Here is a 24,792-nt window from a genome sequence, read left to right as displayed (position 1 = left end):
GGATATGCACTCAACGGTACCCTCTCCCTTTGGGAGAGGGTTAGGGTGAGGGGAAGCGGCTTAGCGTTTAGAACCGAAATACATCTCGTTCCAGCGCAGCGCGTCTTTAAACGCTGGCAGATGGGTGTCGTTATCAATGACGGCGATTTCAATATCGTGCAGCTCGGCGAACTGGCGCATATCGTCCAGCGTCAACGCGTGGCTGAACACGGTATGGTGCGCGCCACCGGCGATGATCCACGCCTCAGAAGCGGTTTCCAGATTTGGATGTGCCTTCCACAGAGCGTTTGCCACCGGCAGTTTCGGCAGGTTGTGCGGGGTTTTCACCGTTTCGATGGTATTGACCAGCAGGCGGTAGCGATCGCCAAGATCGATCATGCTCGCGACGATTGCCGGGCCGGTCTGGGTGTTAAAGATCAGACGCGCCGGATCGGCCTTGCCGCCGATGCCCAGATGCTGCACGTCGAGCAGCGGCTTGTCTTCGACCGCGATGGACGGGCAGACTTCCAGCATGTGCGAACCGAGCACCAGATCGTTCCCACCGTCGAAGTGGTAGGTGTAGTCTTCCATAAATGAGGTGCCGCCCTGTAGACCGGTCGACATCACTTTCATAATGCGAAGCAGGGCGGCAGTTTTCCAGTCGCCTTCGCCCGCAAAGCCGTAGCCTTGCTGCATCAGGCGCTGCACGGCGAGGCCTGGGAGCTGCTTCAGGCCGTGCAAATCTTCAAAGGTGGTGGTGAAAGCGTGGAAGCCGCCTTCTTCGAGGAAGCGTTTCATCCCCAGCTCGATGCGCGCGGCGTCTAACACGTTCTGGCGTTTGTCGCCGTGGATCTGCGCGGCAGGCGTCAGGCGATAGCTGCTTTCATATTCATCAACCAGTGCGCTGATTTCACCGTCGGTCACGGCGTTGACCACCTGTACGAGATCGCCCACCGCCCAGGTATTGACCGAGAAGCCGAACTTAATCTGCGCTGCAACTTTATCGCCGTCGGTGACGGCAACTTCACGCATGTTGTCGCCAAAGCGGCACACTTTCAGCTGGCGGGTATCTTGTTTAGAAACGGCCTGGCGCATCCAGTCGCCGATGCGTTCCTGGGCGCGTTTTTCCTGCCAATGGCCGGTCACAACGCTGTGCTGCTGACGCATACGGGCGCCGATGAAACCGAACTCGCGGCCGCCGTGTGCGGTCTGGTTGAGGTTCATAAAGTCCATGTCGATGCTGTCCCACGGCAGGGACGCGTTGAACTGGGTGTGGAATTGCAGCAGCGGTTTATTGAGTTGGATCAGGCCGTTTATCCACATCTTCGCAGGAGAGAAGGTGTGAAGCCAGACAACCAGGCCGGCGCATTTATTATCGTAGTTGGCATCACGACAAATCGCGGTGATTTCATCCGGACGCGTCCCCAGCGGTTTCAGCACCAGCTTGCACGGCAGCTTGGCTTCGGCATTTAAGGCATTAACCACGTGCTCCGCGTTTTGTGTCACCTGACGCAGCGTTTCTGCGCCATACAGATGCTGGCTGCCAATGACAAACCACACTTCATAATTATCAAAAACGGTCATAGTCGTATCCTTTAATGAGTCAACGCTGCAGGGGAGGTCGCGGATTTTTCCGACGAAGCAGCAGGAAGATAATGGTGTTCGGCGCTGACGGCCCATTGCTGGTAGCGCTGGTAAAGCTGTTCAAAGCGTTGAGCTTGCAGAGGCTGCGGCTGTAACGTGTGTTCAACGCGGCTGGCCATTTGCTGCTGGGCCGCAGGAATATCGTCATGAACGCGAGCGGCGACGGCGGCAAAAATCGCAGCCCCCAGCGCGCAGCACTGATCGGAGGCCACAATCTGCAGCGGACGGTTGAGCACGTCGCAGCAGGCCTGCATGATGACGCGGTTTTTACGGGCGATGCCGCCCAGCGCCATCACGTTGTTCACCGGGATACCCTGTTCGGTGAAGCACTCCATAATGGCGCGTGCGCCGAACGCAGTGGCGGCAATCAGCCCGCCAAACAGCGCAGGGGCATCGGTCGCCAGATTTAAATCGGTGATCACGCCCTTCAGGCGCTGATTAGCGTTCGGCGTACGGCGACCGTTAAACCAGTCAAGCACCACCGGTAGATGGTCGAGTGACGGGTTGTTGGCCCACGCTTCGGTCAGCGCTGGCAGCAGCTGTTTCTGGCTGGCTTTGATCTGCTCTTTAAGTTCAGGATGCTGGGCGGCAAGCTGTTCTAGCGGCCAGCCGAGCACGCGGCCAAACCAGGCGTAGATATCGCCGAAGGCCGACTGGCCCGCTTCCATACCAATAAAGTTTGGCACCACGCTACCGTCAACCTGGCCGCAGATACCTTTCACCGTGCGCGAGCCGACGCTGTATTTGTCGGCGATAAGGATGTCGCAGGTAGAAGTGCCAATCACTTTCACCAGTGCGTTGGGCTGTGCGCCCGCACCGACAGCGCCCATGTGGCAGTCGAATGCGCCGCCGGAGATAACCACTTTGGTTGACAGTCCCAGACGCTCAGCCCAGTCGGCGGTCAGCGTGCCGACGGGAACATCCGCCGTCCAGGTTTCGCTAAACAACGGGCAGGGCAGATGCTGATTGAGAATAGGGTCAAGTTCGTCGAAGAATGACGCTGGCGGCAATCCGCCCCAGCTTTCGTGCCACAGGGATTTGTGCCCGGCGCTGCAACGGCCACGGCGAATATCCTGCGGGCGAGTGGTGCCGGAAAGCAGCGCCGGAACCCAGTCGCAGAGTTCAATCCACGACGCGGCGGCCTGCGCGACGGCGCGGTCTTCGCGGGTGACATGGAGGATTTTGGCCCAGAACCATTCGCTGGAATAAATGCCGCCAATGTAGCGAGAGTAGTCTTCTTTACCCGGCTGGTGGCACAGGCGGGTGATGGCTTCGGCCTCTTCAACTGCCGTATGGTCTTTCCACAGCACGAACATGGCGTTCGGGTTGTCGGCGAACTCTTCTTTCAGCGCCAGCACGTTACCGTCGGCGTCAATCGGGGCGGGCGTTGAGCCAGTGCTGTCGACGCCAATGCCGACCACATCCGCGCGCTGAGCGCTGGAAAGTTCGGCCAACACGCCTTTCAGCGCGGCTTCCATCGACTCAATATAGTCGCGTGGATGGTGGCGGAAGCGGTTATTCGGCGCGTCGCAGAAACGCCCTTCCTGCCAGCGCGGATACCATTCGACGCTGGTAGCGATTTCTTCACCCGTCGCGCAATCAACTGCCAGGGCGCGTACTGAGTCACTGCCAAAATCGAGGCCAATTGCGATTGCCATCGTGTTACTCCATCTCAAAGAAAACGTGATAGTGAAACAGTAGATATCTCCGCTAAAAACCGTCAGGCAGGAACCGCTAATCTTATGGATGATCTTGCTGTTACCTGCCAAAGTGTGACGCTGTGCAAATAATCAATGTGGACTTTTCTGCCGTCTTTATAGACACTTTAGTTGTGGTCCTGACCGCATATCATTCCTGGATTAATTCTCTAAGTGCCTTGAAATAACGGGGTTGACAGCGGCTCTGGTTCTGTTATTGATTTAGCGCACCAGCCGAGAGGATAAAAAGCCGAGTATGGATAATTGGTTTCTTGAGATATCAATGAGGGTGAGCTGAAATGGCTGAAATGCAAAACGATCCCCTGCTGCCTGGTTATTCGTTTAACGCCCATTTGGTCGCGGGATTAACGCCGATCGAAGCCGGGGGATACCTGGATTTTTTCATCGACCGACCGCTCGGGATGAAGGGTTTTATTCTGAATATGACGGTGCGCGGTGAAGGAGTGATTGAAAATCAGGGCAAGCAGTTTGTTTGCCGTCAGGGCGATATGTTGCTTTTTCCGCCGGGCGAAATTCATCATTATGGCCGCCATCCTGATGCCAGCGAGTGGTATCACCAATGGGTCTACTTCCGTCCGCGTGCCTACTGGCACGAGTGGCTGAACTGGCCGGCTATCGTGGCGCAAACCGGTTTTTATCGTCCGGATGAAGCGCATCAGGCGGAGATTGCCAACCTGTTTGGCAAAATTATCGACGCCGGACAGGGAGTTGGGCGTTACTCAGAGCTGCTGGCTATTAATCTGTTGGAGCAATTATTGTTGCGTCGTATGGAAGCGATTAACGAATCGTTGCATCCGCCAATGGACAACCGGGTGCGCGACGCCTGTCAGTACATCAGCGATCATCTGGCGGACAACCACTTTGAAATCGCCAGCGTGGCTCAACATGTCTGCCTGTCGCCGTCGCGCTTATCGCACTTGTTCCGCCAACAGCTTGGGGTGAGCGTGCTGAGCTGGCGCGAGGATCAGCGTATCAGCCAGGCGAAGCTGCTGCTGAGCACCACGCGAATGCCTATCGCGAGCGTAGGGCGTAACGTCGGCTTTGAAGATCAGCTTTATTTCTCGCGGGTATTTAAAAAATGCACCGGTGCCAGCCCGAGTGAATTTCGCGCAGGATGTGAATAAAAGGTAAAGAAAAGGAAATGCACTGTGTCGGCTTTTGTCTTTACCAGTAAACTCTAAAGACAATTGAAGGCTTGACGTTGCGGGGGGCGCTCCGGAGAATCCCTGCTTCGTTTTCAAACCGGGCACACTATGCAAGAACTGCTGGAACACTTTATTACGCAATCCACGACCTATTCGCTGATTGCGGTGGCGCTGGTTGCGTTTCTGGAATCACTGGCGCTAGTCGGCTTGATTCTGCCGGGTACCGTGATGATGGCGGGGCTAGGTGCGCTCATCGGCAGCGGTGAAGTGAATTTCTGGCAAGCGTGGTTGGTGGGGATCGTTGGCTGTCTGCTCGGCGATTGGATCTCCTTCTGGCTGGGATGGCGTTTTAAAAAGCCGCTGCACCGCTGGTCATTTATGAAGAAAAACCGCGCGCTGCTGGATAAAACCGAGCACGCTTTGCATCAGCACAGCATGATTACCATTCTGATTGGCCGCTTTGTCGGTCCTACGCGTCCGCTGGTACCGATGGTCGCCGGGATGCTTGATCTACCGGTCGCCAAATTTATTACCCCCAATATCATCGGCTGCGTGCTGTGGCCGCCGCTGTACTTCCTGCCGGGTATTCTGGCCGGGGCGGCTATCGATATTCCCGCCGATGAAAATAGTGCGAGCTTTAAATGGCTGCTGTTGGCCGCGGCGCTGTTACTGTGGGTTGGCGGCTGGTTGTGCTGGCGTTTGTGGCGTAGCGCCAGTCAGAGTCAGGATCGTTTGAGTGCATTTTTACCGCGTCAACGCTTGCTGCTGCTGGCTCCGCTGGTGACAGGCGTGGCGCTGGTAGCGTTGGTAAGCGTGATTCGTCACCCGCTGATGCCGGTGTATATCGATATTTTACGCAAAGTGGTCGGGCTGTAATGAGGGGAGCGCCGGATAAGGCATAGGCTTATCCGGCGGGTATCACGCGGTGATGCCCAACAGGGCGGAAGCGCTGGCGTTACCGCTTAACAGTTCCTGCGTGTCGCCGTCCCAGGCGATGCGCCCATCGGCAATCACCATCGCCCGCGTGGCAATGCGCGCGGCATCTTCTACGCTGTGTGACACCATCAGTAACGTCAATTGCTGGCGCTGACAGACATCGTCAACCAATTGCAGCATCTCCTGACGAAGCGCCGGGTCGAGTGCGGAAAAGGGCTCATCCAGCAGCAAAATCGGCTGTTCCCGCACCAGACAGCGCGCCAGCGCCGCGCGTTGACGCTGGCCGCCAGAAAGCTCGCCGGGAAGCCTGTCCAACATGGCCTCAAGGCCCATCTGTCCGGCAATAACCTGCAATTTACGTTGTTGATCGGCTGAGAGCTTTAGGTGCGGCGTCATTCCCAGCGCAATGTTTTGACGCACCGTCAGGTGGCTAAACAGATTATTTTCCTGAAACAGCATCGACACCGGTCGCTTAGATGGCGGGGTATCCGTATGGATGCGGCCTTCCAGCATAATCGTCCCGCTGGCTGGCGGCAGAAAACCGGCGATCAGATTGAGCAGCGTGGATTTACCCGCCCCGCTAGGGCCGAGGATCGCCACCTTTTCGCCCTGCGTGATCGAAGTGGTGAAGCGCATTGGCAGGTGCTGATACAGCCAGGTGACATCATTGAGTTTTAGCATGGCGTCCGGGTAATTTTTCAATAACGGTAAACAGGGCAAAGCACAGCAGCAGCAGAATCAGCGCGGTCACCGCACCGTCCTGGCTGCGATAGGCGCCAATTTGCTGGTAGAGATAGAACGGTAGCGTGCGGAAATTCTCGTTGCCGAACAGCGCCACGACGCCGAAATCACCAATCGACAGGACGCAGGCGAATGCCAGCGCCAGCGCCAGCGGCCGCTTCAGCGCCCGCAGTTCGACCACGCGTAGCCGGTTAAAACCCGCCAGTCCCAGCGATTCGCACAGAATCGTGTAGCGGGCGGTAATGTCGCGCATCGGGGTTTCCAGCACTTTGATGGCGTAAGGCACCGCCATCAGCGCGTTGGTGAAAATCACGATGCCGTCGGCAGATTCCGGCAGGCCAACGGTATTGTTCAGCAGCAGAAAGAAGCCGGTGGCCAGCACGATCCCCGGCATCGCCAGAATCAACATCCCGCTTAGCTCCATCGCCTGCCCGGCCAGCGGTCGATTGCGCGCCCGCAGTTCGCGGCTGCTCCACAGTAGCATCATGGTGAGGATTACGCACAGCACGCCAGCGGCGAGGGCGATACGCAGCGAGGTGCCAATGGCTTGCCATAAAATCGGCTGTTGTAGCACCTGCCACAGGCTGGCGTTGATGCCGTCAAACACCACCGCCAGCAGCGGTGGCAGCAGCAGTAACAGCGTGACAAAAATCAGCAGCGCGTCGCTAATCCGACTGTGCCAGCGGTCATCGGGATCGCGCCAGCCGTGGACCTGCGTATTACCGACGGCAATGGCGCGGCTTAAGCGCTGGCTTAACAGCACCAGCGCCAGACAGCAGGTCATTTGAATGATCGCCAGCATCGCCGCGCGCGCGGGGTCGTAATCGAAGTTCAGCGCCTGATAAATGGCTAGCTCAATGGTGGTGGCGGAAGGCCCGCCGCCCAGCGACAGCACGGTGGCGAAGCTGGCGAAGCAGAGCATAAAAATCAGGGTGGCGATGGGCAGAATTTGCCGCCGCATCCACGGCCATTCGACGTAACGAAAGAACGGATAGCCGCGCATGCCTAGCTGGGCGGCAAGCTGACGCTGCTCGCCGGGAATTTGCTCCAGGGCTTGCAGCAGCAGACGGGTTGCCATCGGCATATTAAAGAACACGTGCGCCAGTAGGATGCCCTGTAGGCCGTAGGGCGAGAAATTCCACTGCCAGCCGAGCCACGCGTAAAGCTGCGCCAGCCAACCCTGGCGCCCGTAAACGCTGAGAATGCCGAACACGGCAACCAGTACCGGTAGGATCAGCGTCATCGCGCACAACCGCAGCAATAGCTGTCGGCCTGGGAAGCGGCGTCGATACAGCGCCCGCGCGAGGAAAATGGCTGGGATAACCGACAGCAGCGCCGAAAGAAACGCCTGCCAGAAGGAGAGGCGCACCACGTGCCAGAGATAGCTATCACTGAGCAGCGCCGACCACGAAAATTCTGGCGCGTTGAGCCACAGCGCTAGAAACGCCGCCAGGGCGACGGCCACCATCAACGCGGTGGCCGTGAGCCCTGGGTACAGCCAGCGTGGAATTAGCGGCTGGCTGCGCGAAGCCATGCGTTAATCCAGTTTTGACGTTCGGTTGCAACCTGCTGCGGGGTGAACTCCAGCGCGGTTTGTGGTTTCACCAGGCTGTTAAAGCCTTCGGGCAGCGTGACTTGGGTAACCGGATACATCCAGTTGCCGGTCGGGATGGCGTTCTGGAACGCCGGGGAGACCATAAAGTTCAGGAACTCGTCTGCCAGTTTCTGCTGTTTGCTGGCGGCGGTTTTCGCGGCCACTTCCACCTGCAGATAATGTCCTTCGGTAAAGGCCGCTGCCGCGTAGTTATCTTTCTTCTCTTCGATAATGTGATACGCCGGAGAGGTGGTGTAGCTCAGCACCAGGTCGCTTTCCCCTTTCAGGAACAGACCGTAGGCTTCGCTCCAGCCTTTGGTGACGGTGACGGTTTTGGCTGCCAGTTTCTGCCAGGCTTCCGGCGCTTTGTCACCGTAGACTTTTTGCATCCACAGCAGCAGGCCTAAGCCCGGCGTGCTGGTGCGCGGGTCCTGATAAATCACGCGCCATTTCTGGTCGCTTTCAACCAGCTCTTTCAGGCTCTTAGGCGGGTTTTTCAGCTTGTTTTTATCGTAGACGAAGGCGAAGTAGCCGTAATCGAACGGCACGAAGGTGTCGTTAGTCCAGCCGCCCGGGACGCTCACCGCGCTGGCAGGAACGTTGCTTTTGGCAAACAGTTTGGTGTCGGTAGCGGCCTGCAGCAGGTTATTGTCCAGCCCTAACACCACGTCGGCCTTGCTGTTTTTGCCTTCCATTCGCAGACGGTTCAGCAGCGACACGCCATCTTCCAGCGCCACGAACTTCAGTTCGCAGTTACAGTCGGCTTCAAAGGCTTTTTTCACCGCAGGACCCGGGCCCCAATCGGCAGCAAAGGAGTCATAGGTATAAACCGTCAGGACCGGTTTAGCGAAGGCCGGAGCGGCAACCAGCACCAGCAGGGGGAGTAATTTTTTGAACACTTTGCACCTTTAGTATATTGGTGGCAAAGGATTTTGAGTGAGCCTCAAATCCCTTCGCCGGGATTATCCGGATCAGGTTCGACGGGTATTATCTCAGCCCATACACTTCATCCTTCGAGCTGCTGGCAGCACTCGTTCGCCGCCTTGATGCAACTCAAATGATTTCGTGTATGCTTTTTTAGCACCCCGTTGAGAACGGCACATTGTAATGATTACGTGAATAAATCAAAAGCCTTAAGCGCGATCCTATCCGGTTCTACGGATCCGGGGGAGCAAACCAGGCCGACTTAAAGTCAAACCAGCCTAAAGTGTTCATGCGCACGCCGCGCATACTGCGCTGCCCCTGGATCATCAGCCAGTGGTGAATTAGCGGTACTACGCACTGATTTGCCAGCAATTGCTGGCACCAGTCGGCCTGCGGGAGATCGTCCGCCCGCCAGCGCGCCGCATCCTGCTCCCAGTCGATGGGAATGCAGTGGCGAATTAGCGGTACTTCATACAGATAGGCAAATAACGAGAAATCCAGCGGCAAGGTGAAGTTGGCGCTGTTAAGCCAGATATCGCTCACCACCTCGCCCCGATGCCATTCGTCGTATTCCACTTCCTGAATGTTCAGCGTGACCTGATGTTCCGCCAGCAGCTGCTGCATGATGAGGCCGATGATTTTGTGTTCGACGTGCTCCCGGTAATAGGTCAGGGTGACTGACTCCAGTCCGGCCGGTTTCTCGCAGGCTTGACTGCGCGCATGGTGCCAGCGCGGCAGCAGTCCATAGGCTGGAAACCAGTGGCTTTGGTGCTGATCGCCCGCGTGGTAGAGAAGATTGTTGGGGTGAAATATGTGGCTCAGCCACTGACGCACCGCCGGATTGCTACCACGTGGGCTGCGGGCATCGAATAACAGGTAGTAGCAGCCTTCTTCCAGCCGGCTCTCGATCGCTTTTTCGCTCTGCGTGGTGCCCTGGAGCGTCAGACCGCAGTTATTCTCTTCCCCAATTTCCGGTAGCACCCAGACGTTAACTTCATCAATTAAAGCACGGAAGCCAAAGTAGTCATCAAAGGCGTGGATCTTAAGCTGGTTCAGGTTGTTGCGTGCCACTGCATACGGGCCGGTACCGACCGGTATGCGGGAGAAATCGGGCAGCGATTGCCACTCGCGCGGCAGGATCATTGCCGATACCTGGCCTAACAACAAAGGCAGCCAGCGGTCGGGCTCATGCAGATGCACATCCAGCGTCCACGCGGTCGGGGAGTCGATGCGCGCAATATTGGAGAACAGCGGCAGCGTCATGCTGCGGTGCAGCGAAGCGATGACGTCGTCCATCTCCAGTTCGCGTCCGTGATGGAAATGAATGCCAGGACGCAAATAAAACCGCCAGTGTAATGAGGAAATAGCCTGCCAATGGTGCGCAATATCGGCTTCCAGTTCCCCATTTGCCTCATTTACCCGGGTCAACGCGCTAAATATTTGCCGTGCAATGTGGGTTTCCGAGCGTCGTAGTGCCGTTCCGGGCAGTAAATTGTGCATCGGGCGGTAGTAAAGCACGCGTAAGATATGCCGCCCCTGACGGAAACTGCGGCCTAAATGCGACACCAGCATCTGGCGTACCGCCGCTTTATCGCCAACCAGTTGTACCAGCTGATCGATCCGGTCTTGCTCCAGCAGATCCTCCGCGCGTTGCTGCTGCAATGCCAGCCCGGTGTAGAGGAAGGTGAGCCTGGAGCGCTTGCCGCGCCCGACTTCCGCCTCCCAGGTGAGCCAGCCGCGCGCCTCCATCGTGTTCAATAAGGTACGCATATGGCGGCGGGAACAGCTCAGCAGTTCGGCCAGATTATTCAGCGTGGTTTCCTGCGATTTCCCTTCGCAGCACTGCCATAAGCGGATGAATTGTTGTTGCAGTCGACCTGAAGGCATAAAAGAGGAACTCCCGCTAAAAACTCAGCAATTTATTAATCCCTATATTAAGCCAATAATAGCTTTCGATGAAGCGAGGAGGTGTCTACCCGTCGTCTTTCAAGTTGCAGATACATTGGCTGCGCCTGCTCGTCCCGACCACATCGTGGTATGTGAATGGGGGCTAACAGGCTTGCGGTTTTCCAGCAACTCGAAATCCATAGGGTAGATGAGGAGGTCACTATGTATCAGTTCTACCAGCGTTATTTTTCTGCTACCAAAAATGTTTCCTGGCTGGCCCGTCAGGCAACCGCGCAGCGGCTTGAAGTGCTGAACGCTCTGATGCAATGGGAAGTTACGAACCCGACCTCTGAGCATTAATTCGCCTAATCATGTGTGACTGAGTATTTGCCAGCAGGTATCATCTGCTGGCTTTTTTTTATTCTTTCGTGTGCACAAAGGATTTCTGATGCTCTGGTTAATGACGATGGGACGACGTCTCAACGGTGTGTATGCCGCCTTTATGATGGTGGCGTTTATGATGGGGATTGCGGGAGCGCTGCAGGCGCCGACGTTGAGCCTGTATCTCAGCCGTGAGGTCGGCGTGCAGCCGTTCTGGGTTGGCCTGTTCTACACCGTCAACGCGGTCGCCGGGATCGTGGTTAGCCTTGCGCTGGCAAAGCGATCCGATAGCCGGGGAGACAGGCGTAAGCTCATCATGTTCTGCTGTCTGATGGCGGTAGGCAACGCGCTATTGTTCGCCTTCAATCGCCATTATCTGACGCTGATTACCTGCGGTGTGCTGCTGGCCTCGATTGCCAACGCCGCCATGCCGCAGCTGTTTGCGCTGGCGCGCGAATATGCCGACAGTTCGGCGCGTGAAGTGGTGATGTTCAGCTCGGTGATGCGTGCGCAGCTCTCGCTGGCGTGGGTCATTGGCCCGCCGCTGGCCTTTATGCTGGCGCTGAACTACGGCTTTACCACTATGTTCTCTATCGCCGCCGGCATTTTTGCCGTGAGCCTCGCCCTGATTGCCCTGACGTTGCCTTCGGTGGCGCGAGTCGAGCAACCCGCTGACGCGGAGCAGAATCCGGTCAGCGGCTGGAAAGATAGCAACGTCCGCATGCTGTTTATCGCCTCGACGTTGATGTGGACCTGCAACACCATGTATATCATCGATATGCCGCTGTGGATCAGCAGCGATCTCGGGCTACCTGATAGTCTGGCGGGGATCCTGATGGGCACCGCCGCCGGATTAGAAATTCCGGCAATGATCCTTGCGGGCTACTACGTGAAGCGCTTTGGCAAGCGGCGGATGATGGTCACGGCGGTCGCGGCGGGGGTTCTGTTCTATGTGGGGCTTATCTTTTTCCACAGCCACACGTCGCTGCTGGTATTGCAGCTATTCAACGCCGTGTTTATCGGTATCGTCGCCGGGATTGGTATGCTGTGGTTCCAGGATTTGATGCCGGGACGTGCAGGGGCGGCGACCACGCTGTTTACCAATAGTATTTCAACCGGAGTGATCCTTGCCGGTATTGTGCAAGGCGCGCTGGCGCAAAGCTTCGGCCACTTTTCGGTGTACTGGATGATCGCGGGGATATCGCTGGTGACGCTGGTAATGACCTGTCGGGTGAAGGACGTGTGAGATGATAATGCCGGATGCGCAGGGCATCCGGCATATGAGGGGTTAACGCATAAACGCCGGCTGTTTATTCTCATAAGCAGAAATGGAATCTTCGTGCTGCAGCGTCAGGCCGATGCTATCGAGGCCATTAATCATGCAGTGGCGGCGGAAGTCGTCGATTTTAAAGCTATAAGACTTATCGCCCGCTTTCACTATCTGCGCTTCCAGATCCACTTCAAATTTAATACCTGGGTTTGCCTTCACCAGGGCAAACAGTTCATCGACCTGCGCATCGCTCAACGTCACCGGCAGCAGCTGGTTGTTAAAGCTGTTGCCATAGAAGATGTCGGCAAAACTTGGGGCAATCACCACTTTAAAACCGTAGTCGGTCAGCGCCCACGGCGCGTGTTCCCGTGAGGAACCGCAGCCGAAGTTTTCACGTGCCAGCAGAATGGAAGCGCCTTTGTACTCAGGGAAGTTCAGCACGAATTCAGGGTTTGGCTGCTCGCCTTTATCGTCGAGGAAACGCCAATCGTTAAACAGGTGCGCACCAAAGCCGGTACGGGTGACTTTCTGCAAAAACTGTTTCGGGATAATCGCATCGGTATCGACGTTCGCGGCATCCAGAGGCACCACCAGTCCCGTATGTTGGGTAAATTTCTCTGCCATGATGGTTTCCTTATTTCATGCTACGAATATCGGCGAAATGACCGCTTACCGCGGCCGCTGCGGCCATTGCCGGGCTGACCAGGTGAGTACGGCCACCGCGGCCCTGACGGCCTTCAAAGTTACGGTTGCTGGTGGAAGCACAGCGTTCGCCCGGGTTCAGACGGTCGTTGTTCATCGCCAGACACATGGAGCAACCCGGCAGACGCCATTCAAAACCGGCTTCAATAAAGATCTTATCCAGACCTTCCGCTTCCGCCTGCGCTTTCACCGGACCGGAGCCTGGCACAACCAGCGCCTGTACGCCCGGAGCCACTTTGCGGCCTTTGGCGATTTCAGCCGCCGCACGTAAATCTTCAATGCGCGAGTTGGTGCAGGAACCAATAAACACTTTGTCGATAGCGACATCGGTCAGCGGAATACCCGGCTTGAGGCCCATATAGGCCAACGCTTTCTCGGCGCTGGCGCGCTCGACCGGATCGCTAAAGGAAGCGGGATCCGGAATATTGTCATTCACCGAAATCACCTGGCCCGGGTTGGTGCCCCAGGTCACCTGCGGCGCAATCTCTTCGGCTTGCAGGGTGACAACATTATCAAAGGTCGCACCGTCGTCGGTCTTCAGGGTTTTCCAGTAGTTCACCGCGTCGTCAAAATCTTTGCCTTTCGGCGCGTGCAGACGGCCTTCTACGTAGTTGAAGGTGGTTTCGTCAGGCGCCACCAGGCCCGCTTTTGCGCCTAATTCGATGGCCATGTTACACAGGGTCATACGGCCTTCCATGGTCAGGTCACGAATGGCCTGGCCGCAGAATTCCACCACATAGCCGGTACCGCCGGCGCTGCCGGTTTTACCGATAATCGCCAGCACGATATCTTTGGCGGTGATGCCCGGCGCTGCTTTGCCGTTAACTTCAATCTTCATGGTTTTCGCGCGACCCTGTTTCAGGGTCTGGGTCGCCAGCACGTGTTCTACTTCTGAGGTGCCGATACCGAACGCCAGCGCACCGAATGCGCCATGAGTGGCGGTATGGGAGTCGCCGCAAACAATGGTCATCCCCGGCAGAGTAACGCCCTGTTCCGGCCCCATCACGTGCACAATGCCCTGATAAGGGTGGTTCAGGTCATACAGTTCAACGCCGAACTCGTTACAGTTCTTAATCAACTCCTGCATCTGGATACGCGCCATCTCGCCGGAGGCGTTGATGTCTTTGGTCTGCGTGGAGACGTTGTGATCCATGGTGGCGAAGGTTTTGCCCGGCTGACGAACCGGACGCTTGTGCGCGCGCAGGCCGTCGAACGCCTGTGGTGAAGTCACTTCGTGCACCAGGTGGCGATCGATGTACAGCAGCGGCGTTTCGTTTGGCGCTTCAAACACCACGTGAGCATCAAACAATTTTTCGTATAAGGTCTTCGCCATGGTTACACCCCTTCGGCAACGTAGCGGGCAATGATGTCGCCCATTTCATCGGTACTGACAGCCGCGCCGCCGCGGGCTAAATCGCTGGTGCGCACGCCTTCTTCCAGCGCGCGGTTGATCGCGGCTTCAATCGCGGAAGCGGCGTCGTTGGCGTCCAGGCTATAGCGCAGTAACAGCGCCAATGACAGAATTTGCGCGATCGGGTTGGCAATATTTTTACCGGCGATATCCGGGGCGGAGCCACCGGCCGGTTCGTACAGACCGAAACCTTCTTCGTTCAGGCTGGCGGACGGCAGCATCCCCATGGAACCGGTGATCATCGCGCATTCGTCGGAGAGAATGTCGCCGAACAGGTTAGAACACAGCAGCACGTCAAACTGGGACGGGTCTTTAATCAGCTGCATAGTGGCGTTATCGATGTACATGTGTGCCAGCGCAACGTCCGGATACTCTTTGCTGATTTCACTGACGATCTCGCGCCACATAATAGAAGACTGCAGCACGTTGGATTTGTCGATAGAGGTCACTTTGTGACGACGTTTGCGCGCAGATTCAAAGGCAATGCGCGCAATACGCTCAATTTCGAAACGGTAATACACTTCGGTATCGAACGCTTTTTCGTGCTGACCGCTGCCTTCGCGGCCTTTCGGCTGGCCGAAGTAGATGCCGCCGGTCAGTTCGCGGACGCACAGAATGTCGAAGCCGTTAGCGGCGATATCGGCGCGCAGCGGGCAGAACTCTTCCAGCCCCTGATACAGCTTCGCTGGACGCAGGTTGCTGAACAACTTGAAATGCTTACGCAGCGGCAGCAGGGCACCGCGCTCTGGCTGCTGGGCTGGCGGCAGGTTTTCCCATTTTGGGCCACCTACTGAACCAAACAGAATCGCATCAGCCTGATCGCAGCCATCGACGGTTGTCTGAGGTAACGGCTCGCCGTGACGGTCGATGGCGATACCGCCGACATCATAGTGGCTGGTGGTAATACGCATATCAAAACGCTGGCGCACGGCTTCCAGTACTTTCAATGCCTGTGTCATGACTTCCGGGCCAATACCGTCACCTGGTAACACAGCAATATGATAATTCTTCGACATTACACGGTTTCCTTGTTGTTCTCGTTATTCTTAATTTTGCGTTGCAATTCTTTTTCGACTTCGGCGGCGCGCCAGATATTGTTCAGAACGTGGACCATCGCTTTTGCGGAAGACTCGACGATATCCGTCGCCAGGCCCACACCGTGGAAACGACGACCGTTGTAGGTCACGACGATATCGACCTGGCCCAGCGCATCTTTCCCCTGGCCTTTGGCATTCAGGTCATATTTGACCAGCTCAACGTCATAGCCGGTGATGCGGTTAATTGCCTGATAAATCGCGTCAACCGGGCCATTGCCGTTAGCGGCTTCGGCTTTGCTCTCTTCGCCGCAGGCCAGTTTGACGGAGGCGGTGGCGATATCGCTGGAGCCGGACTGCACGCTGAAGTAATCCAGACGGAAATGTTCGGGTTCTTCCTGCTGCTTGTTAATGAACGCCAGCGCTTCCAAATCGTAATCAAAGACCTGGCCTTTTTTGTCCGCCAACTTCAGGAAGGCGTCGTACAGGTGGTCCATGTTGTAGTCGGTGTCTTTGTAACCCATCTCTTCCATGCGGTGCTTCACGGCAGCGCGGCCGGAGCGAGAGGTCAAGTTCAGCTGAACCTGATTCAGACCGATGGATTCCGGGGTCATGATTTCGTAGTTTTCGCGGTTCTTCAGGACGCCATCCTGGTGGATGCCGGAAGAGTGAGCGAAGGCACCGGTGCCGACGATAGCTTTGTTGGCAGGAATCGGCATGTTGCAGATCTGGCTAACGGTCTGGCTGGTACGCCAGATTTCATTGTGGTTGATGGCGGTGTGCACTTTCATGATGTCTTTGCGCACTTTAATCGCCATGATGACTTCTTCTAAAGAACAGTTACCCGCGCGTTCACCGATGCCGTTCATGGCGCCTTCAACCTGGCGAGCGCCCGCATGAACTGCCGCCAGCGAGTTTCCGACCGCCATGCCTAAATCGTCGTGGGTGTGAACGGAGATAATTGCTTTGTCGATATTCGGTACACGCTCATACAGGCCGGTGATGATGTTGGAGAATTCAAATGGCAGGGTGTAGCCGACGGTATCGGGAATATTAATGGTGGTCGCACCGGCATTGATGGCGGCTTCAACCACACGAGACAACTGATCGATTGGCGTACGGCCCGCATCTTCACAAGAGAACTCAACATCGTCGGTGTAATTGCGCGCCCGTTTCACCATATAGACCGCGCGTTCAATCACTTCTTCCAGCGTGCTGCGCAGCTTGGTGGCGATATGCATTGGTGAGGTGGCGATAAAGGTATGAATGCGGAATGCTTCAGCGACCTTCAGCGACTCGGCGGCAACATCAATGTCCTGCTCGACGCAGCGCGCCAATGCACAAACGCGGCTGTTTTTAATATTGCGAGCGATAGTCTGTACAGACTCGAAATCGCCCGGAGAAGAGACCGGGAAGCCGACTTCCATTACGTCAACGCCCATACGTTCGAGGGCGAAGGCAATCTGCAGCTTCTCTTTCACGCTCAGGCTTGCCTGTAATGCCTGTTCACCATCACGTAAGGTCGTATCAAAAATAATGACTTGCTGGCTCATGGTTTAGGTCCTTGGTTTACTTGGGCGCCTTGCTACGAGCATAAAAAAACCCGCGCAGCGGCGCGGGTTTTCGTTTTACTGATGATGACTTAACGTAATACGTCGCACACCAGTCTACCGCGCACAGAAGAGGCGTTTAGTAGTAGTAGACCGTTGATGCGAGTGATACGAAACATTGTCATCATTCTCCAGATGAATTCGATATGCTATTAGTGGTACTGGATATGACTTCTGATGTCAACCCTGAATGAAGATGAGAAAGCATAATGAATGGGTAAACGAAACGGTTGGATTAGCTAATTGTGCTGATGAATGTCTCAGTTTATAGAGAATCATTTTTAGGCTAATTCATAGTTTTAATATTTTGTCGCATTTGAACATCTTTTATTGCATCCAAACATGAGTTTGTCATGTGCTGACGTTGTTTGTATCGTCATGATAGTCATGTGATTTATTTTTAATATATCGTATTTTGTATAGTTAAAAGCGAACTATCTGATACAAGAATGTTAATTATGGCTATTCTCCAATAAAACACTTTAATAAATCTAAATTTATCATTCCGATTTCGGTATGTTGTTTATTCGTCTGATCTATGGGTAAACTGCGTGCTATCAACTTGGTGATATAAATAAGAGCCGCTTTAACCTTCATAAGCTGTGCTTTTTGCATCTTTATATATTCCTATTTTTATTAAATTATCTTCTTTGGATTTCATATGCATGGTAAATCATATAGACACAATATATTTATGCTATTTTGCAAAGGGAGTTTTGTATGACATTGGGGTCTGATAGCGTAATTAGCGCACCAGAGCAAAAGCAGGCATCCGCTAATGAAGGGACGAAGCCGCAGCTCCGGATGGTCGATTTAAATTTGCTGACCGTATTTGATGCGGTGATGCAGGAACAAAATATAACGCGTGCGGCGCATGTGCTAGGGATGTCACAGCCTGCGGTGAGTAATGCTGTAGCTCGTCTTAAGGTCATGTTTAATGATGAGTTATTTGTGCGTTACGGACGCGGTATTCAGCCTACAGCCCGTGCATTCCAGCTGTTTGGCTCGGTTCGCCAGGCGCTGCAGTTAGTACAAAATGAACTTCCTGGCTCTGGTTTTGAACCGCTGAGCAGCGAGCGCGTGTTTAATCTTTGCGTATGCAGTCCGCTGGATAATTATTTAACGTCAATTGTTCTCAATAAAGTACATAACGTTGCGCCACATATTCATATGGTATTTAAATCAGCGTTAAACCAAAATACCGAACATCAGCTTCGCTACCAGGAAATTGAATTCGTTCTGGGTTATGAAGAGTTCCGCCGACCTGAGTTTGCTTGCGTGCCATTATTTAATGATGAAATGGTACTGGTCGCCAGTAAAAAACATCCACGCATTAATGGCCCGGTGTCAGAAGCCAGCGTTTATCAGGAAGAACATGCAGTCGTTTCTCTGGATCGCTATGCATCATTCAGCCAGCCGTGGTATGACACGGTGGATAAACAAAATCGTATTGCTTATCAGGGTATGGCGTTAATTAGCGTATTGAATGTTGTTTCTCAAACGCATCTGGTAGCCGTTGCTCCGCGCCGTCTGGCAGAAGAGTTCTCTGAACAGCTAGGCCTACAGATTCTACCGTTGCCAATGAAGCTAAATAGCCGTACCTGCTATCTTTCCTGGCATGAGGCCGCTGGCCGGGATAAAGGTCATCAGTGGATGGAAGAACTGCTGATTAATGCCTGTCGTCAGCAGTAAGACGGATAAATAAATAGGGTGCCACGGCATCCTATTTATTTGGCTAATTTTTAGTAATGCAAAATATTATTCTGTTGTTAAAGGTCGGCCTGACCGACGATAAAGTGAAAAATGCACGTTTTGCTGTAATGGTGCGTTTCACCCGAGTATCCACGCTATTCTTTGCTTATCGCTGAAGCAATCATCCATCATTTTTACTTTTCCCCTTATTTTTTCACTTATTAGTACCGGTTCTACTCTGGATGTGCGAATTGCCTGCCTTGTGGCGAGCGGTTATGTTAGGTCTTTATCGATAATGTAGCGTTGGCGGATGAGTTACGCGCCGTCGGCACATGGCCGCAGGAAAATGAGTTCCTCGACCATCAAGACGCAATACAAGCCTGGAGGCAAACCATGGAGATGTTGTCTGGAGCCGAGATGGTCGTCCGATCGTTAATCGATCAGGGCGTAAAGCAGGTATTTGGCTACCCGGGAGGCGCGGTCCTCGATATTTATGATGCACTTCATACGGTTGGTGGTATTGACCACGTGCTGGTGCGTCATGAGCAGGCGGCGGTGCATATGGCCGATGGCCTGGCGAGAGCGACGGGTGAAGTAGGGGTCGTACTGGTAACATCCGGCCCAGGCGCGACGAATGCCATTACCGGAATTGCGACGGCCTATATGGACTCTATTCCGTTGGTAGTGCTATCCGGACAGGTGGCAACTTCGCTGATTGGCTACGATGCGTTCCAGGAGTGCGACATGGTCGGGATTTCACGCCCGGTGGTGAAGCACAGTTTCCTGGTCAAGCAGACCGAAGATATCCCCGGCGTCCTGAAAAAGGCATTCTGGTTAGCGGCCAGCGGTCGTCCAGGCCCGGTGGTTGTCGACCTACCGAAAGATATTCTCAATGCGGCCAATAAAATGCCTTATGTCTGGCCGGATGCGGTCAGTATGCGCTCTTATAATCCAACCACCTCAGGGCATAAAGGGCAGATTAAGCGCGCGCTACAGACGCTTATCGCGGCGAAAAAACCGGTGGTGTACGTCGGCGGCGGCGTGGTGAATGCCGAATGCCATGAACAACTGCGCACGTTAATCGAAAAACTCAACTTACCGGTCGCTTCATCACTGATGGGGCTGGGCGGCTTTCCTGCCACCCATCGACAGGCGCTGGGTATGCTGGGCATGCATGGCACCTATGAAGCGAACATGACCATGCATCACTCTGATGTGATTTTTGCCGTCGGTGTTCGTTTTGATGACCGCACGACCAACAACCTGGCGAAGTACTGCCCGGATGCCACCGTGTTGCATATCGATATCGATCCTACTTCGATCTCTAAAACGGTACCGGCGGATATTCCAATAGTCGGCGATGCGGGGCGGGTTCTCGATCAAATGCTGGAGCTGCTGGATCAAGAGAGTGCCGCCCAGCCGCTCGATGATATCCGCGACTGGTGGCAGCAGATTGAACAGTGGCGCGCACGCCAGTGCCTGAAATATGACACCCAGAGCGGGCAGATTAAACCTCAGGCGGTGGTGGAAACGATCTGGAAGCTCACTCACGGCGATGCCTACGTGACCTCGGATGTCGGCCAGCATCAGATGTTTGCCGCGCTGTACTATCCGTTTGATAAGCCGCGTCGCTGGATAAACTCCGGTGGCCTTGGCACGATGGGCTTCGGCCTGCCTGCGGCGCTCGGCGTCAAAATGGCGCTGCCGGAAGCTACCGTGGTTTGCGTGACCGGCGACGGCAGTATTCAGATGAATATTCAGGAACTCTCTACTGCGTTGCAGTACGAGCTGCCGGTGCTGGTGCTGAATCTCAACAACGGCTATCTGGGGATGGTCAAGCAGTGGCAGGACATGATCTATTCTGGTCGCCACTCGCAGTCTTATATGCAATCACTGCCGGATTTTGTCCGTCTTGCGGAAGCCTACGGCCATGTGGGGATCCGTATCACAGAACCGTCGGAGCTTGAGATCAAGTTGGCGGAGGCGCTGGAACAGGTGCACAACAATCGCCTGGTGTTCGTTGACGTTTGCGTCGACGGGAGCGAGCACGTCTACCCTATGCAGATTCGCGGGGGATCGATGGACGAGATGTGGCTGAGTAAAACGGAGAGAACCTAATTATGCGCCGGATATTATCTGTATTGCTGGAAAACGAGTCCGGTGCGCTGTCGCGCGTGATTGGGCTTTTTTCACAACGTGGTTACAACATTGAAAGTCTGACGGTTGCGCCCACGGATGACCCCACGCTTTCACGCATGACCATCCAGACGGTTGGCGATGAAAAGACCATTGAGCAAATTGAAAAACAGCTGCACAAGCTGGTGGATGTACTGCGGGTCACTGAGCTTGGGCAGGGCGGGCACGTTGAGCGCGAAATTATGCTGGTGAAGGTTCAGGCCAGTGGTTATGGCCGTGACGAGGTGAAACGCAACACGGAGATCTTCCGTGGGCAGATAATCGACGTTACGCCATCGCTCTATACCGTGCAGTTGGTCGGTACCAGCGACAAGCTGGATGCATTCCTCGCTTCGCTGCGTGACGTCGCCAGAATTGTGGAAGTGGCACGCTCCGGGGTGGTGGGATTATCACGCGGCGACAAGATTATGCGTTAGCCTGGATCTCATCGCTTTATCGTAGCCCGGCAAGACGTCGGGCTTTTTTTTGCGAAATCAGCATGAAGTGCGAAGAAAAGCTATTGCCGATGAGATCATTCTGCGTTTAGATGTTACGGATTATACTTATAAAGCAAGGGGCAATTGTGAAACTGGATGAGATCGCCCGGCTTGCCGGTGTTTCCCGAACCACCGCCAGCTATGTGATTAACGGCAAAGCGAAACAGTATCGCGTGAGCGATAAGACTGTCGAAAAAGTGATGGCGGTGGTGCGTGAGCACAACTACCACCCTAACGCGGTTGCCGCCGGTCTGCGTGCAGGACGCACGCGTTCTATTGGTTTAGTGATTCCAGACCTGGAGAATACCAGCTATACCCGCATCGCCAACTATCTTGAGCGGCAGGCGCGCCAGCGTGGTTATCAGCTGCTGATCGCCTGTTCGGAAGACCAGCCGGATAACGAAATGCGCTGCATCGAGCATCTGCTGCAACGCCAGGTCGATGCCATTATCGTTTCTACCTCTCTGCCGCCGGAACATCCTTTCTACCAGCGCTGGGCCAACGACACGTTCCCAATCGTCGCGCTTGACCGTGCTCTCGATCGTGAACACTTCACCAGCGTGGTGGGTGCCGATCAGGACGATGCGGAAATGCTCGCCGCCGAGCTGCGCACCTTCCCGGCTGAAACCGTACTTTATCTTGGCGCGTTGCCGGAGTTGTCGGTGAGCTATCTGCGCGAACAGGGCTTCCGTACTGCCTGGAAAGACGATCCGCGCGAGGTTAATTTCCTCTACGCCAACAGCTACGAACGCGAAGCGTCGGCGGTGCTGTTTGAGAAGTGGCTGGAAACGCACCCGATGCCGCAGGCATTATTCACTACCTCGTTTGCGCTGTTGCAGGGGGTTATGGATGTGACGCTGCGTCGTGAAGGCAAGTTGCCGACCGACCTTGCTATTGCGACCTTCGGCGATCATGAGCTGCTCGATTTCTTACAGTGCCCGGTGCTGGCGGTTGCACAGCGCCACCGCGATGTTGCTGAACGCGTGCTGGAAATTGTGCTGGCGAGCCTCGATGAACCGCGTAAACCAAAGCCTGGATTAAGTCGTATTCGCCGTAATCTTTATCGTCGCGGGAGTTTGAGCCGTCGGTAATCATTTCGCGATGAAGGTGGCAATAGGCTGCCTTCATCGTGCAAAACATTATTCCAGTGTGGATATTCAGATAATTCCTTATTTTTTCTTAGCCTTCTATTTAATTCCCCTCTTTTTCGGTTTTCAGACGTTTATTATTGTGAACGCAAAGTAAAATTATATTATTTGTGTATTATTTTGTTACATTCTCCCGGCAGATCGCCGAAATAACAAACACTTCTTCGCTGACCTACCAGAATGGGGTCACTGTCGCATTTGAAATCCTCGCAAGGGCGCGCCACAAGGACTGTTAACGAACCGCAGAATGTCCTAAAATGCCGCTCGCGTCGCAAACTGACACTTTATAAATTCTTTTGATGATATTAAGTCGCGTTAACACGTTGTGAATCTGTCTGTATTTTTCTTGCGGGTATTCATGACGTTAATTTGCCTCGTCGGTTGGATAAATTTTAATCAGGGCTATTGTCGTCCGTAAATAACGCTATTTTGGACTCTGTTGGCATTCATGCTGGCTTGACAAGCTTTTCCTCTGCTCCGTAAACTCCTTAAAGTGGGAATTTGTGGGGCAAAGTGGTAATTAGGGGAGAGGCTGGCATGTTCCGAGGGGCAACGTTAGTCAATCTTGACAGCAAAGGGCGTCTAGCCGTCCCTGTCCGATATCGGGACATGCTGCTCGAGAGCGCTACCGGTCAAATGGTTTGTACCATTGACATCCATCACCCCTGCCTGCTGCTTTATCCTCTGCCCGAGTGGGAAATTATCGAGCAAAAGTTATCGCGTTTGTCGAGCATGAATCCCGTTGAGCGCCGCGTACAGCGGTTGCTGTTGGGACATGCCAGCGAATGTCAGATGGATAATGCCGGGCGATTATTGATTGCGCCGGTTTTACGGCAACATGCCGGGTTGACCAAAGAAGTGATGCTGGTCGGGCAGTTCAACAAATTTGAACTGTGGGATGAAACGGCCTGGTATCAACGGGTCAAGGAAGATATCGACGCTGAGCAATCTGCTTCAGGGGCGCTGTCGGAGCGATTGCAGGATTTGTCCTTATAAATATGATGGAAAATTTTAAACATACTTCTGTACTGCTGGATGAGGCCGTTAACGGCCTGAATATTCGTCCAGATGGTATCTATATTGATGGCACCTTTGGCCGCGGTGGTCACTCGCGTCTCATTCTCTCGCAGCTTGGCGAGCAGGGACGCCTTATCGCGATCGACCGCGATCCTGAAGCGATTGCGGTAGCAAAGACCATTGACGATCCGCGTTTTTCCATCGTGCATGGCCCTTTCTCTGCGCTGGCGGACTACGTCGCCGAGCGCGATCTTGTCGGCAAGATCGACGGTATTCTTCTCGATCTTGGCGTTTCCTCACCGCAGCTTGATGACGCCGAACGCGGCTTCTCCTTTATGCGCGACGGTCCGCTGGATATGCGTATGGACCCAACGCGCGGTCAGTCGGCGGCGGAATGGCTGCAAACGGCTGAAGAAGCAGATATCGCCTGGGTGATTAAAACCTTCGGCGAAGAGCGTTTTGGCAAACGTATTGCCCGCGCGATTGTTGATCGCAACCGTATTGAACCGATGACGCGGACCAAAGAGCTGGCGGAAGTGATCGCCGCCGCGATGCCGGTGAAAGACAAATTCAAACACCCCGCAACCCGTACCTTCCAGGCGGTGCGTATTTGGGTGAATAGTGAGCTGGAAGAGATAGAGCAGGCGCTAAAAAGCTCGCTTGGCGTGCTGGCCCCGGGTGGGCGGCTGTCAATCATCAGCTTCCATTCGCTGGAAGACCGCATTGTGAAACGCTTTATGCGCGAACAAAGTCGCGGTCCTCAGGTTCCGGCGGGGATCCCGATGACTGAAGAGCAACTCAGGAAACTGGGTGGCCGTCATTTACGAGCGCTAGGCAAGTTGATGCCGGGCGAAGAAGAAGTGGCTGAGAATCCACGTGCTCGTAGTTCAGTGCTGCGTATTGCAGAGAGGACGAACGCATGATCGGCAGAGTGACAGAAACCCTAAGCAAAATTACCGGGTCGTTAGGAAATGGCGAACGTCATGCCTTGCCTGGCGTTATTCGCGACGACCTTTTGCAGTACGGGAAGCTGCCACTCTGTCTGTTCATTTGCATTATTGTTACGGCGGTAACGGTGGTGACGACCGCTCACCATACTCGCCTGTTAACGGCCCAACGTGAACAGTTGGTGCTGGAGCGCGATGCGCTGGACATTGAATGGCGAAACCTGATCCTCGAAGAGAATGCTCTTGGCGATCATAGCCGTGTCGAACGTATCGCTACAGATAAGTTGCAGATGCAACATGTTGATCCGTCAAAAGAAAACATTGTTGTACAGAAATAAGG

General features: G+C 54.6%; 22 protein-coding genes and 1 riboswitch. Of the genes, 11 read left to right on the top strand and 11 right to left on the bottom strand.

Translation table 11 applies throughout. The features are described 5' to 3' along the window. Positions 1 to 60 precede the first annotated feature (60 nt). Positions 61 to 1,563 carry an L-arabinose isomerase gene (gene araA / locus ABOC97_RS09720; protein ID WP_349596828.1) on the bottom strand — a complete coding sequence of 501 codons (1,503 nt, stop codon included), beginning with the start codon at positions 1,561 to 1,563 and terminating at the stop codon, positions 61 to 63. A gap of 11 nt (positions 1,564 to 1,574) precedes the next feature. Beyond that, complete coding sequence (araB, locus tag ABOC97_RS09715; RefSeq protein ID WP_349596825.1) at positions 1,575 to 3,281, bottom strand: ribulokinase; 1,707 nt, start codon at positions 3,279 to 3,281, stop codon at positions 1,575 to 1,577. Between the two features lie 338 nt (positions 3,282 to 3,619). Here araB and araC point away from each other — a divergent pair, with 338 nt between their 5' ends. Together araC and ABOC97_RS09705 are read left to right on the top strand one after the other, a co-directional pair. Then, positions 3,620 to 4,465, top strand: coding sequence for an arabinose operon transcriptional regulator AraC (araC, locus tag ABOC97_RS09710; RefSeq protein ID WP_234504694.1), 846 nt, complete (start codon positions 3,620 to 3,622; stop codon positions 4,463 to 4,465). A gap of 129 nt (positions 4,466 to 4,594) precedes the next feature. Further along, entirely contained in the window at positions 4,595 to 5,362 is a 768-nt protein-coding gene (locus tag ABOC97_RS09705; RefSeq protein WP_234504692.1) for a DedA family protein, read from the top strand. 42 nt (positions 5,363 to 5,404) lie between these two features. On the opposite strand, the gene thiQ is transcribed toward ABOC97_RS09705, so the two are convergent. The 4 genes from thiQ to sgrR all read right to left on the bottom strand — a co-directional run bounded on the left by thiQ (position 5,405) and on the right by sgrR (position 10,568). Next, entirely contained in the window at positions 5,405 to 6,103 is a 699-nt protein-coding gene (thiQ, locus tag ABOC97_RS09700) for a thiamine ABC transporter ATP-binding protein ThiQ (protein ID WP_349596821.1), read from the bottom strand. Continuing rightward, positions 6,087 to 7,697 (bottom strand): thiamine/thiamine pyrophosphate ABC transporter permease ThiP, encoded by a 1,611-nt coding sequence (gene thiP, locus ABOC97_RS09695; protein WP_349596818.1) that lies wholly within the window; start codon positions 7,695 to 7,697, stop codon positions 6,087 to 6,089. Before thiP ends, thiQ begins: the two co-directional genes overlap by 17 nt. Next, positions 7,673 to 8,656, bottom strand: a complete 984-nt coding sequence (gene thiB, locus ABOC97_RS09690) for a thiamine ABC transporter substrate binding subunit (RefSeq protein ID WP_349596815.1) — start codon at positions 8,654 to 8,656, stop codon at positions 7,673 to 7,675. The genes thiP and thiB overlap by 25 nt, the downstream gene beginning before the upstream one ends. 31 nt (positions 8,657 to 8,687) lie before the next feature. Then, a riboswitch (TPP riboswitch) is annotated at positions 8,688 to 8,855 on the bottom strand. A 57-nt stretch (positions 8,856 to 8,912) separates the two neighbouring features. Beyond that, on the bottom strand, positions 8,913 to 10,568 hold the full coding sequence (gene sgrR / locus ABOC97_RS09685) for an HTH-type transcriptional regulator SgrR (RefSeq protein WP_349596812.1): 1,656 nt from the start codon (positions 10,566 to 10,568) through the stop codon (positions 8,913 to 8,915). Positions 10,569 to 10,790: 222 nt separating this feature from the next. Here sgrR and sgrT point away from each other — a divergent pair, with 222 nt between their 5' ends. Both sgrT and ABOC97_RS09675 read left to right on the top strand, forming a co-directional pair. Beyond that, the gene (gene sgrT / locus ABOC97_RS09680) at positions 10,791 to 10,928 is read left to right on the top strand and encodes a glucose uptake inhibitor SgrT (protein WP_234504683.1); all 138 of its coding nucleotides are present in this window, start codon (positions 10,791 to 10,793) and stop codon (positions 10,926 to 10,928) included. Between the two features lie 88 nt (positions 10,929 to 11,016). Continuing rightward, on the top strand, positions 11,017 to 12,195 hold the full coding sequence (locus tag ABOC97_RS09675) for a sugar efflux transporter (protein WP_349596808.1): 1,179 nt from the start codon (positions 11,017 to 11,019) through the stop codon (positions 12,193 to 12,195). Positions 12,196 to 12,237: 42 nt separating this feature from the next. On the opposite strand, the gene leuD is transcribed toward ABOC97_RS09675, so the two are convergent. The 5 genes from leuD to leuL form a co-directional block, all read right to left on the bottom strand. Then, positions 12,238 to 12,843, bottom strand: coding sequence for a 3-isopropylmalate dehydratase small subunit (gene leuD / locus ABOC97_RS09670; RefSeq protein WP_349596805.1), 606 nt, complete (start codon positions 12,841 to 12,843; stop codon positions 12,238 to 12,240). A gap of 10 nt (positions 12,844 to 12,853) precedes the next feature. Further along, positions 12,854 to 14,254 carry a 3-isopropylmalate dehydratase large subunit gene (gene leuC / locus ABOC97_RS09665; RefSeq protein WP_349596802.1) on the bottom strand — a complete coding sequence of 467 codons (1,401 nt, stop codon included), beginning with the start codon at positions 14,252 to 14,254 and terminating at the stop codon, positions 12,854 to 12,856. A gap of 2 nt (positions 14,255 to 14,256) precedes the next feature. Continuing rightward, entirely contained in the window at positions 14,257 to 15,348 is a 1,092-nt protein-coding gene (leuB, locus tag ABOC97_RS09660; RefSeq protein WP_349596799.1) for a 3-isopropylmalate dehydrogenase, read from the bottom strand. Next, the gene (gene leuA, locus ABOC97_RS09655) at positions 15,348 to 16,919 is read right to left on the bottom strand and encodes a 2-isopropylmalate synthase (RefSeq protein WP_349596796.1); all 1,572 of its coding nucleotides are present in this window, start codon (positions 16,917 to 16,919) and stop codon (positions 15,348 to 15,350) included. The genes leuB and leuA overlap by 1 nt, the downstream gene beginning before the upstream one ends. Before the next feature lie 89 nt (positions 16,920 to 17,008). After that, complete coding sequence (gene leuL / locus ABOC97_RS09650) at positions 17,009 to 17,095, bottom strand: leu operon leader peptide (protein WP_234504796.1); 87 nt, start codon at positions 17,093 to 17,095, stop codon at positions 17,009 to 17,011. A 601-nt stretch (positions 17,096 to 17,696) separates the two neighbouring features. Here leuL and leuO point away from each other — a divergent pair. The 7 genes from leuO to ftsL all read left to right on the top strand — a co-directional run bounded on the left by leuO (position 17,697) and on the right by ftsL (position 24,790). Next, on the top strand, positions 17,697 to 18,668 hold the full coding sequence (leuO, locus tag ABOC97_RS09645) for a transcriptional regulator LeuO (RefSeq protein WP_349596794.1): 972 nt from the start codon (positions 17,697 to 17,699) through the stop codon (positions 18,666 to 18,668). 393 nt (positions 18,669 to 19,061) lie between these two features. Beyond that, complete coding sequence (gene ilvI / locus ABOC97_RS09640) at positions 19,062 to 20,786, top strand: acetolactate synthase 3 large subunit (protein WP_349596791.1); 1,725 nt, start codon at positions 19,062 to 19,064, stop codon at positions 20,784 to 20,786. Positions 20,787 to 20,788: 2 nt separating this feature from the next. After that, the gene (ilvN, locus tag ABOC97_RS09635; protein WP_061282266.1) at positions 20,789 to 21,280 is read left to right on the top strand and encodes an acetolactate synthase small subunit; all 492 of its coding nucleotides are present in this window, start codon (positions 20,789 to 20,791) and stop codon (positions 21,278 to 21,280) included. A 146-nt stretch (positions 21,281 to 21,426) separates the two neighbouring features. After that, on the top strand, positions 21,427 to 22,431 hold the full coding sequence (cra, locus tag ABOC97_RS09630) for a catabolite repressor/activator (protein ID WP_234505321.1): 1,005 nt from the start codon (positions 21,427 to 21,429) through the stop codon (positions 22,429 to 22,431). Between the two features lie 594 nt (positions 22,432 to 23,025). Beyond that, entirely contained in the window at positions 23,026 to 23,484 is a 459-nt protein-coding gene (mraZ, locus tag ABOC97_RS09625) for a division/cell wall cluster transcriptional repressor MraZ (RefSeq protein ID WP_052283047.1), read from the top strand. A gap of 2 nt (positions 23,485 to 23,486) precedes the next feature. Then, the gene (rsmH, locus tag ABOC97_RS09620) at positions 23,487 to 24,428 is read left to right on the top strand and encodes a 16S rRNA (cytosine(1402)-N(4))-methyltransferase RsmH (RefSeq protein WP_234505319.1); all 942 of its coding nucleotides are present in this window, start codon (positions 23,487 to 23,489) and stop codon (positions 24,426 to 24,428) included. Beyond that, positions 24,425 to 24,790: a cell division protein FtsL gene (gene ftsL / locus ABOC97_RS09615; RefSeq protein WP_061282273.1), complete on the top strand. Its 366-nt coding sequence runs from the start codon at positions 24,425 to 24,427 to the stop codon at positions 24,788 to 24,790. The genes rsmH and ftsL overlap by 4 nt, the downstream gene beginning before the upstream one ends. The last annotated feature ends 2 nt before the right edge of the window (positions 24,791 to 24,792 follow it).

The sequence above is a fragment of the Kluyvera huaxiensis genome (assembly GCF_040149365.1).
GTDB classification, from domain to species: Bacteria; Pseudomonadota; Gammaproteobacteria; order Enterobacterales; family Enterobacteriaceae; genus Kluyvera; species Kluyvera intermedia_A.
Note: the sequence above shows the minus strand (reverse complement) of the source record. Positions and strands in the feature narration are given on the sequence as shown.

What these genes read in the sequence shown, in the direction of transcription:
- ilvN (WP_061282266.1), top strand. Translation starts at nt 20,789, where the DNA reads ATGCGCCGGATATTATCTGTATTGCTGGAAAACGAGTCCGGTGCGCTG.
- leuB (WP_349596799.1), bottom strand. Translation starts at nt 15,348, where the DNA reads ATGTCGAAGAATTATCATATTGCTGTGTTACCAGGTGACGGTATTGGC.
- thiQ (WP_349596821.1), bottom strand. Translation starts at nt 6,103, where the DNA reads ATGCTAAAACTCAATGATGTCACCTGGCTGTATCAGCACCTGCCAATG.
- ftsL (WP_061282273.1), top strand. Translation starts at nt 24,425, where the DNA reads ATGATCGGCAGAGTGACAGAAACCCTAAGCAAAATTACCGGGTCGTTA.
- leuO (WP_349596794.1), top strand. Translation starts at nt 17,697, where the DNA reads ATGACATTGGGGTCTGATAGCGTAATTAGCGCACCAGAGCAAAAGCAG.
- ABOC97_RS09705 (WP_234504692.1), top strand. Translation starts at nt 4,595, where the DNA reads ATGCAAGAACTGCTGGAACACTTTATTACGCAATCCACGACCTATTCG.
- sgrT (WP_234504683.1), top strand. Translation starts at nt 10,791, where the DNA reads ATGTATCAGTTCTACCAGCGTTATTTTTCTGCTACCAAAAATGTTTCC.
- thiP (WP_349596818.1), bottom strand. Translation starts at nt 7,697, where the DNA reads ATGGCTTCGCGCAGCCAGCCGCTAATTCCACGCTGGCTGTACCCAGGG.
- leuD (WP_349596805.1), bottom strand. Translation starts at nt 12,843, where the DNA reads ATGGCAGAGAAATTTACCCAACATACGGGACTGGTGGTGCCTCTGGAT.
- leuL (WP_234504796.1), bottom strand. Translation starts at nt 17,095, where the DNA reads ATGTTTCGTATCACTCGCATCAACGGTCTACTACTACTAAACGCCTCT.
- rsmH (WP_234505319.1), top strand. Translation starts at nt 23,487, where the DNA reads ATGATGGAAAATTTTAAACATACTTCTGTACTGCTGGATGAGGCCGTT.
- araC (WP_234504694.1), top strand. Translation starts at nt 3,620, where the DNA reads ATGGCTGAAATGCAAAACGATCCCCTGCTGCCTGGTTATTCGTTTAAC.
- ilvI (WP_349596791.1), top strand. Translation starts at nt 19,062, where the DNA reads ATGGAGATGTTGTCTGGAGCCGAGATGGTCGTCCGATCGTTAATCGAT.
- leuA (WP_349596796.1), bottom strand. Translation starts at nt 16,919, where the DNA reads ATGAGCCAGCAAGTCATTATTTTTGATACGACCTTACGTGATGGTGAA.
- sgrR (WP_349596812.1), bottom strand. Translation starts at nt 10,568, where the DNA reads ATGCCTTCAGGTCGACTGCAACAACAATTCATCCGCTTATGGCAGTGC.
- leuC (WP_349596802.1), bottom strand. Translation starts at nt 14,254, where the DNA reads ATGGCGAAGACCTTATACGAAAAATTGTTTGATGCTCACGTGGTGTTT.
- ABOC97_RS09675 (WP_349596808.1), top strand. Translation starts at nt 11,017, where the DNA reads ATGCTCTGGTTAATGACGATGGGACGACGTCTCAACGGTGTGTATGCC.
- araA (WP_349596828.1), bottom strand. Translation starts at nt 1,563, where the DNA reads ATGACCGTTTTTGATAATTATGAAGTGTGGTTTGTCATTGGCAGCCAG.
- mraZ (WP_052283047.1), top strand. Translation starts at nt 23,026, where the DNA reads ATGTTCCGAGGGGCAACGTTAGTCAATCTTGACAGCAAAGGGCGTCTA.
- araB (WP_349596825.1), bottom strand. Translation starts at nt 3,281, where the DNA reads ATGGCAATCGCAATTGGCCTCGATTTTGGCAGTGACTCAGTACGCGCC.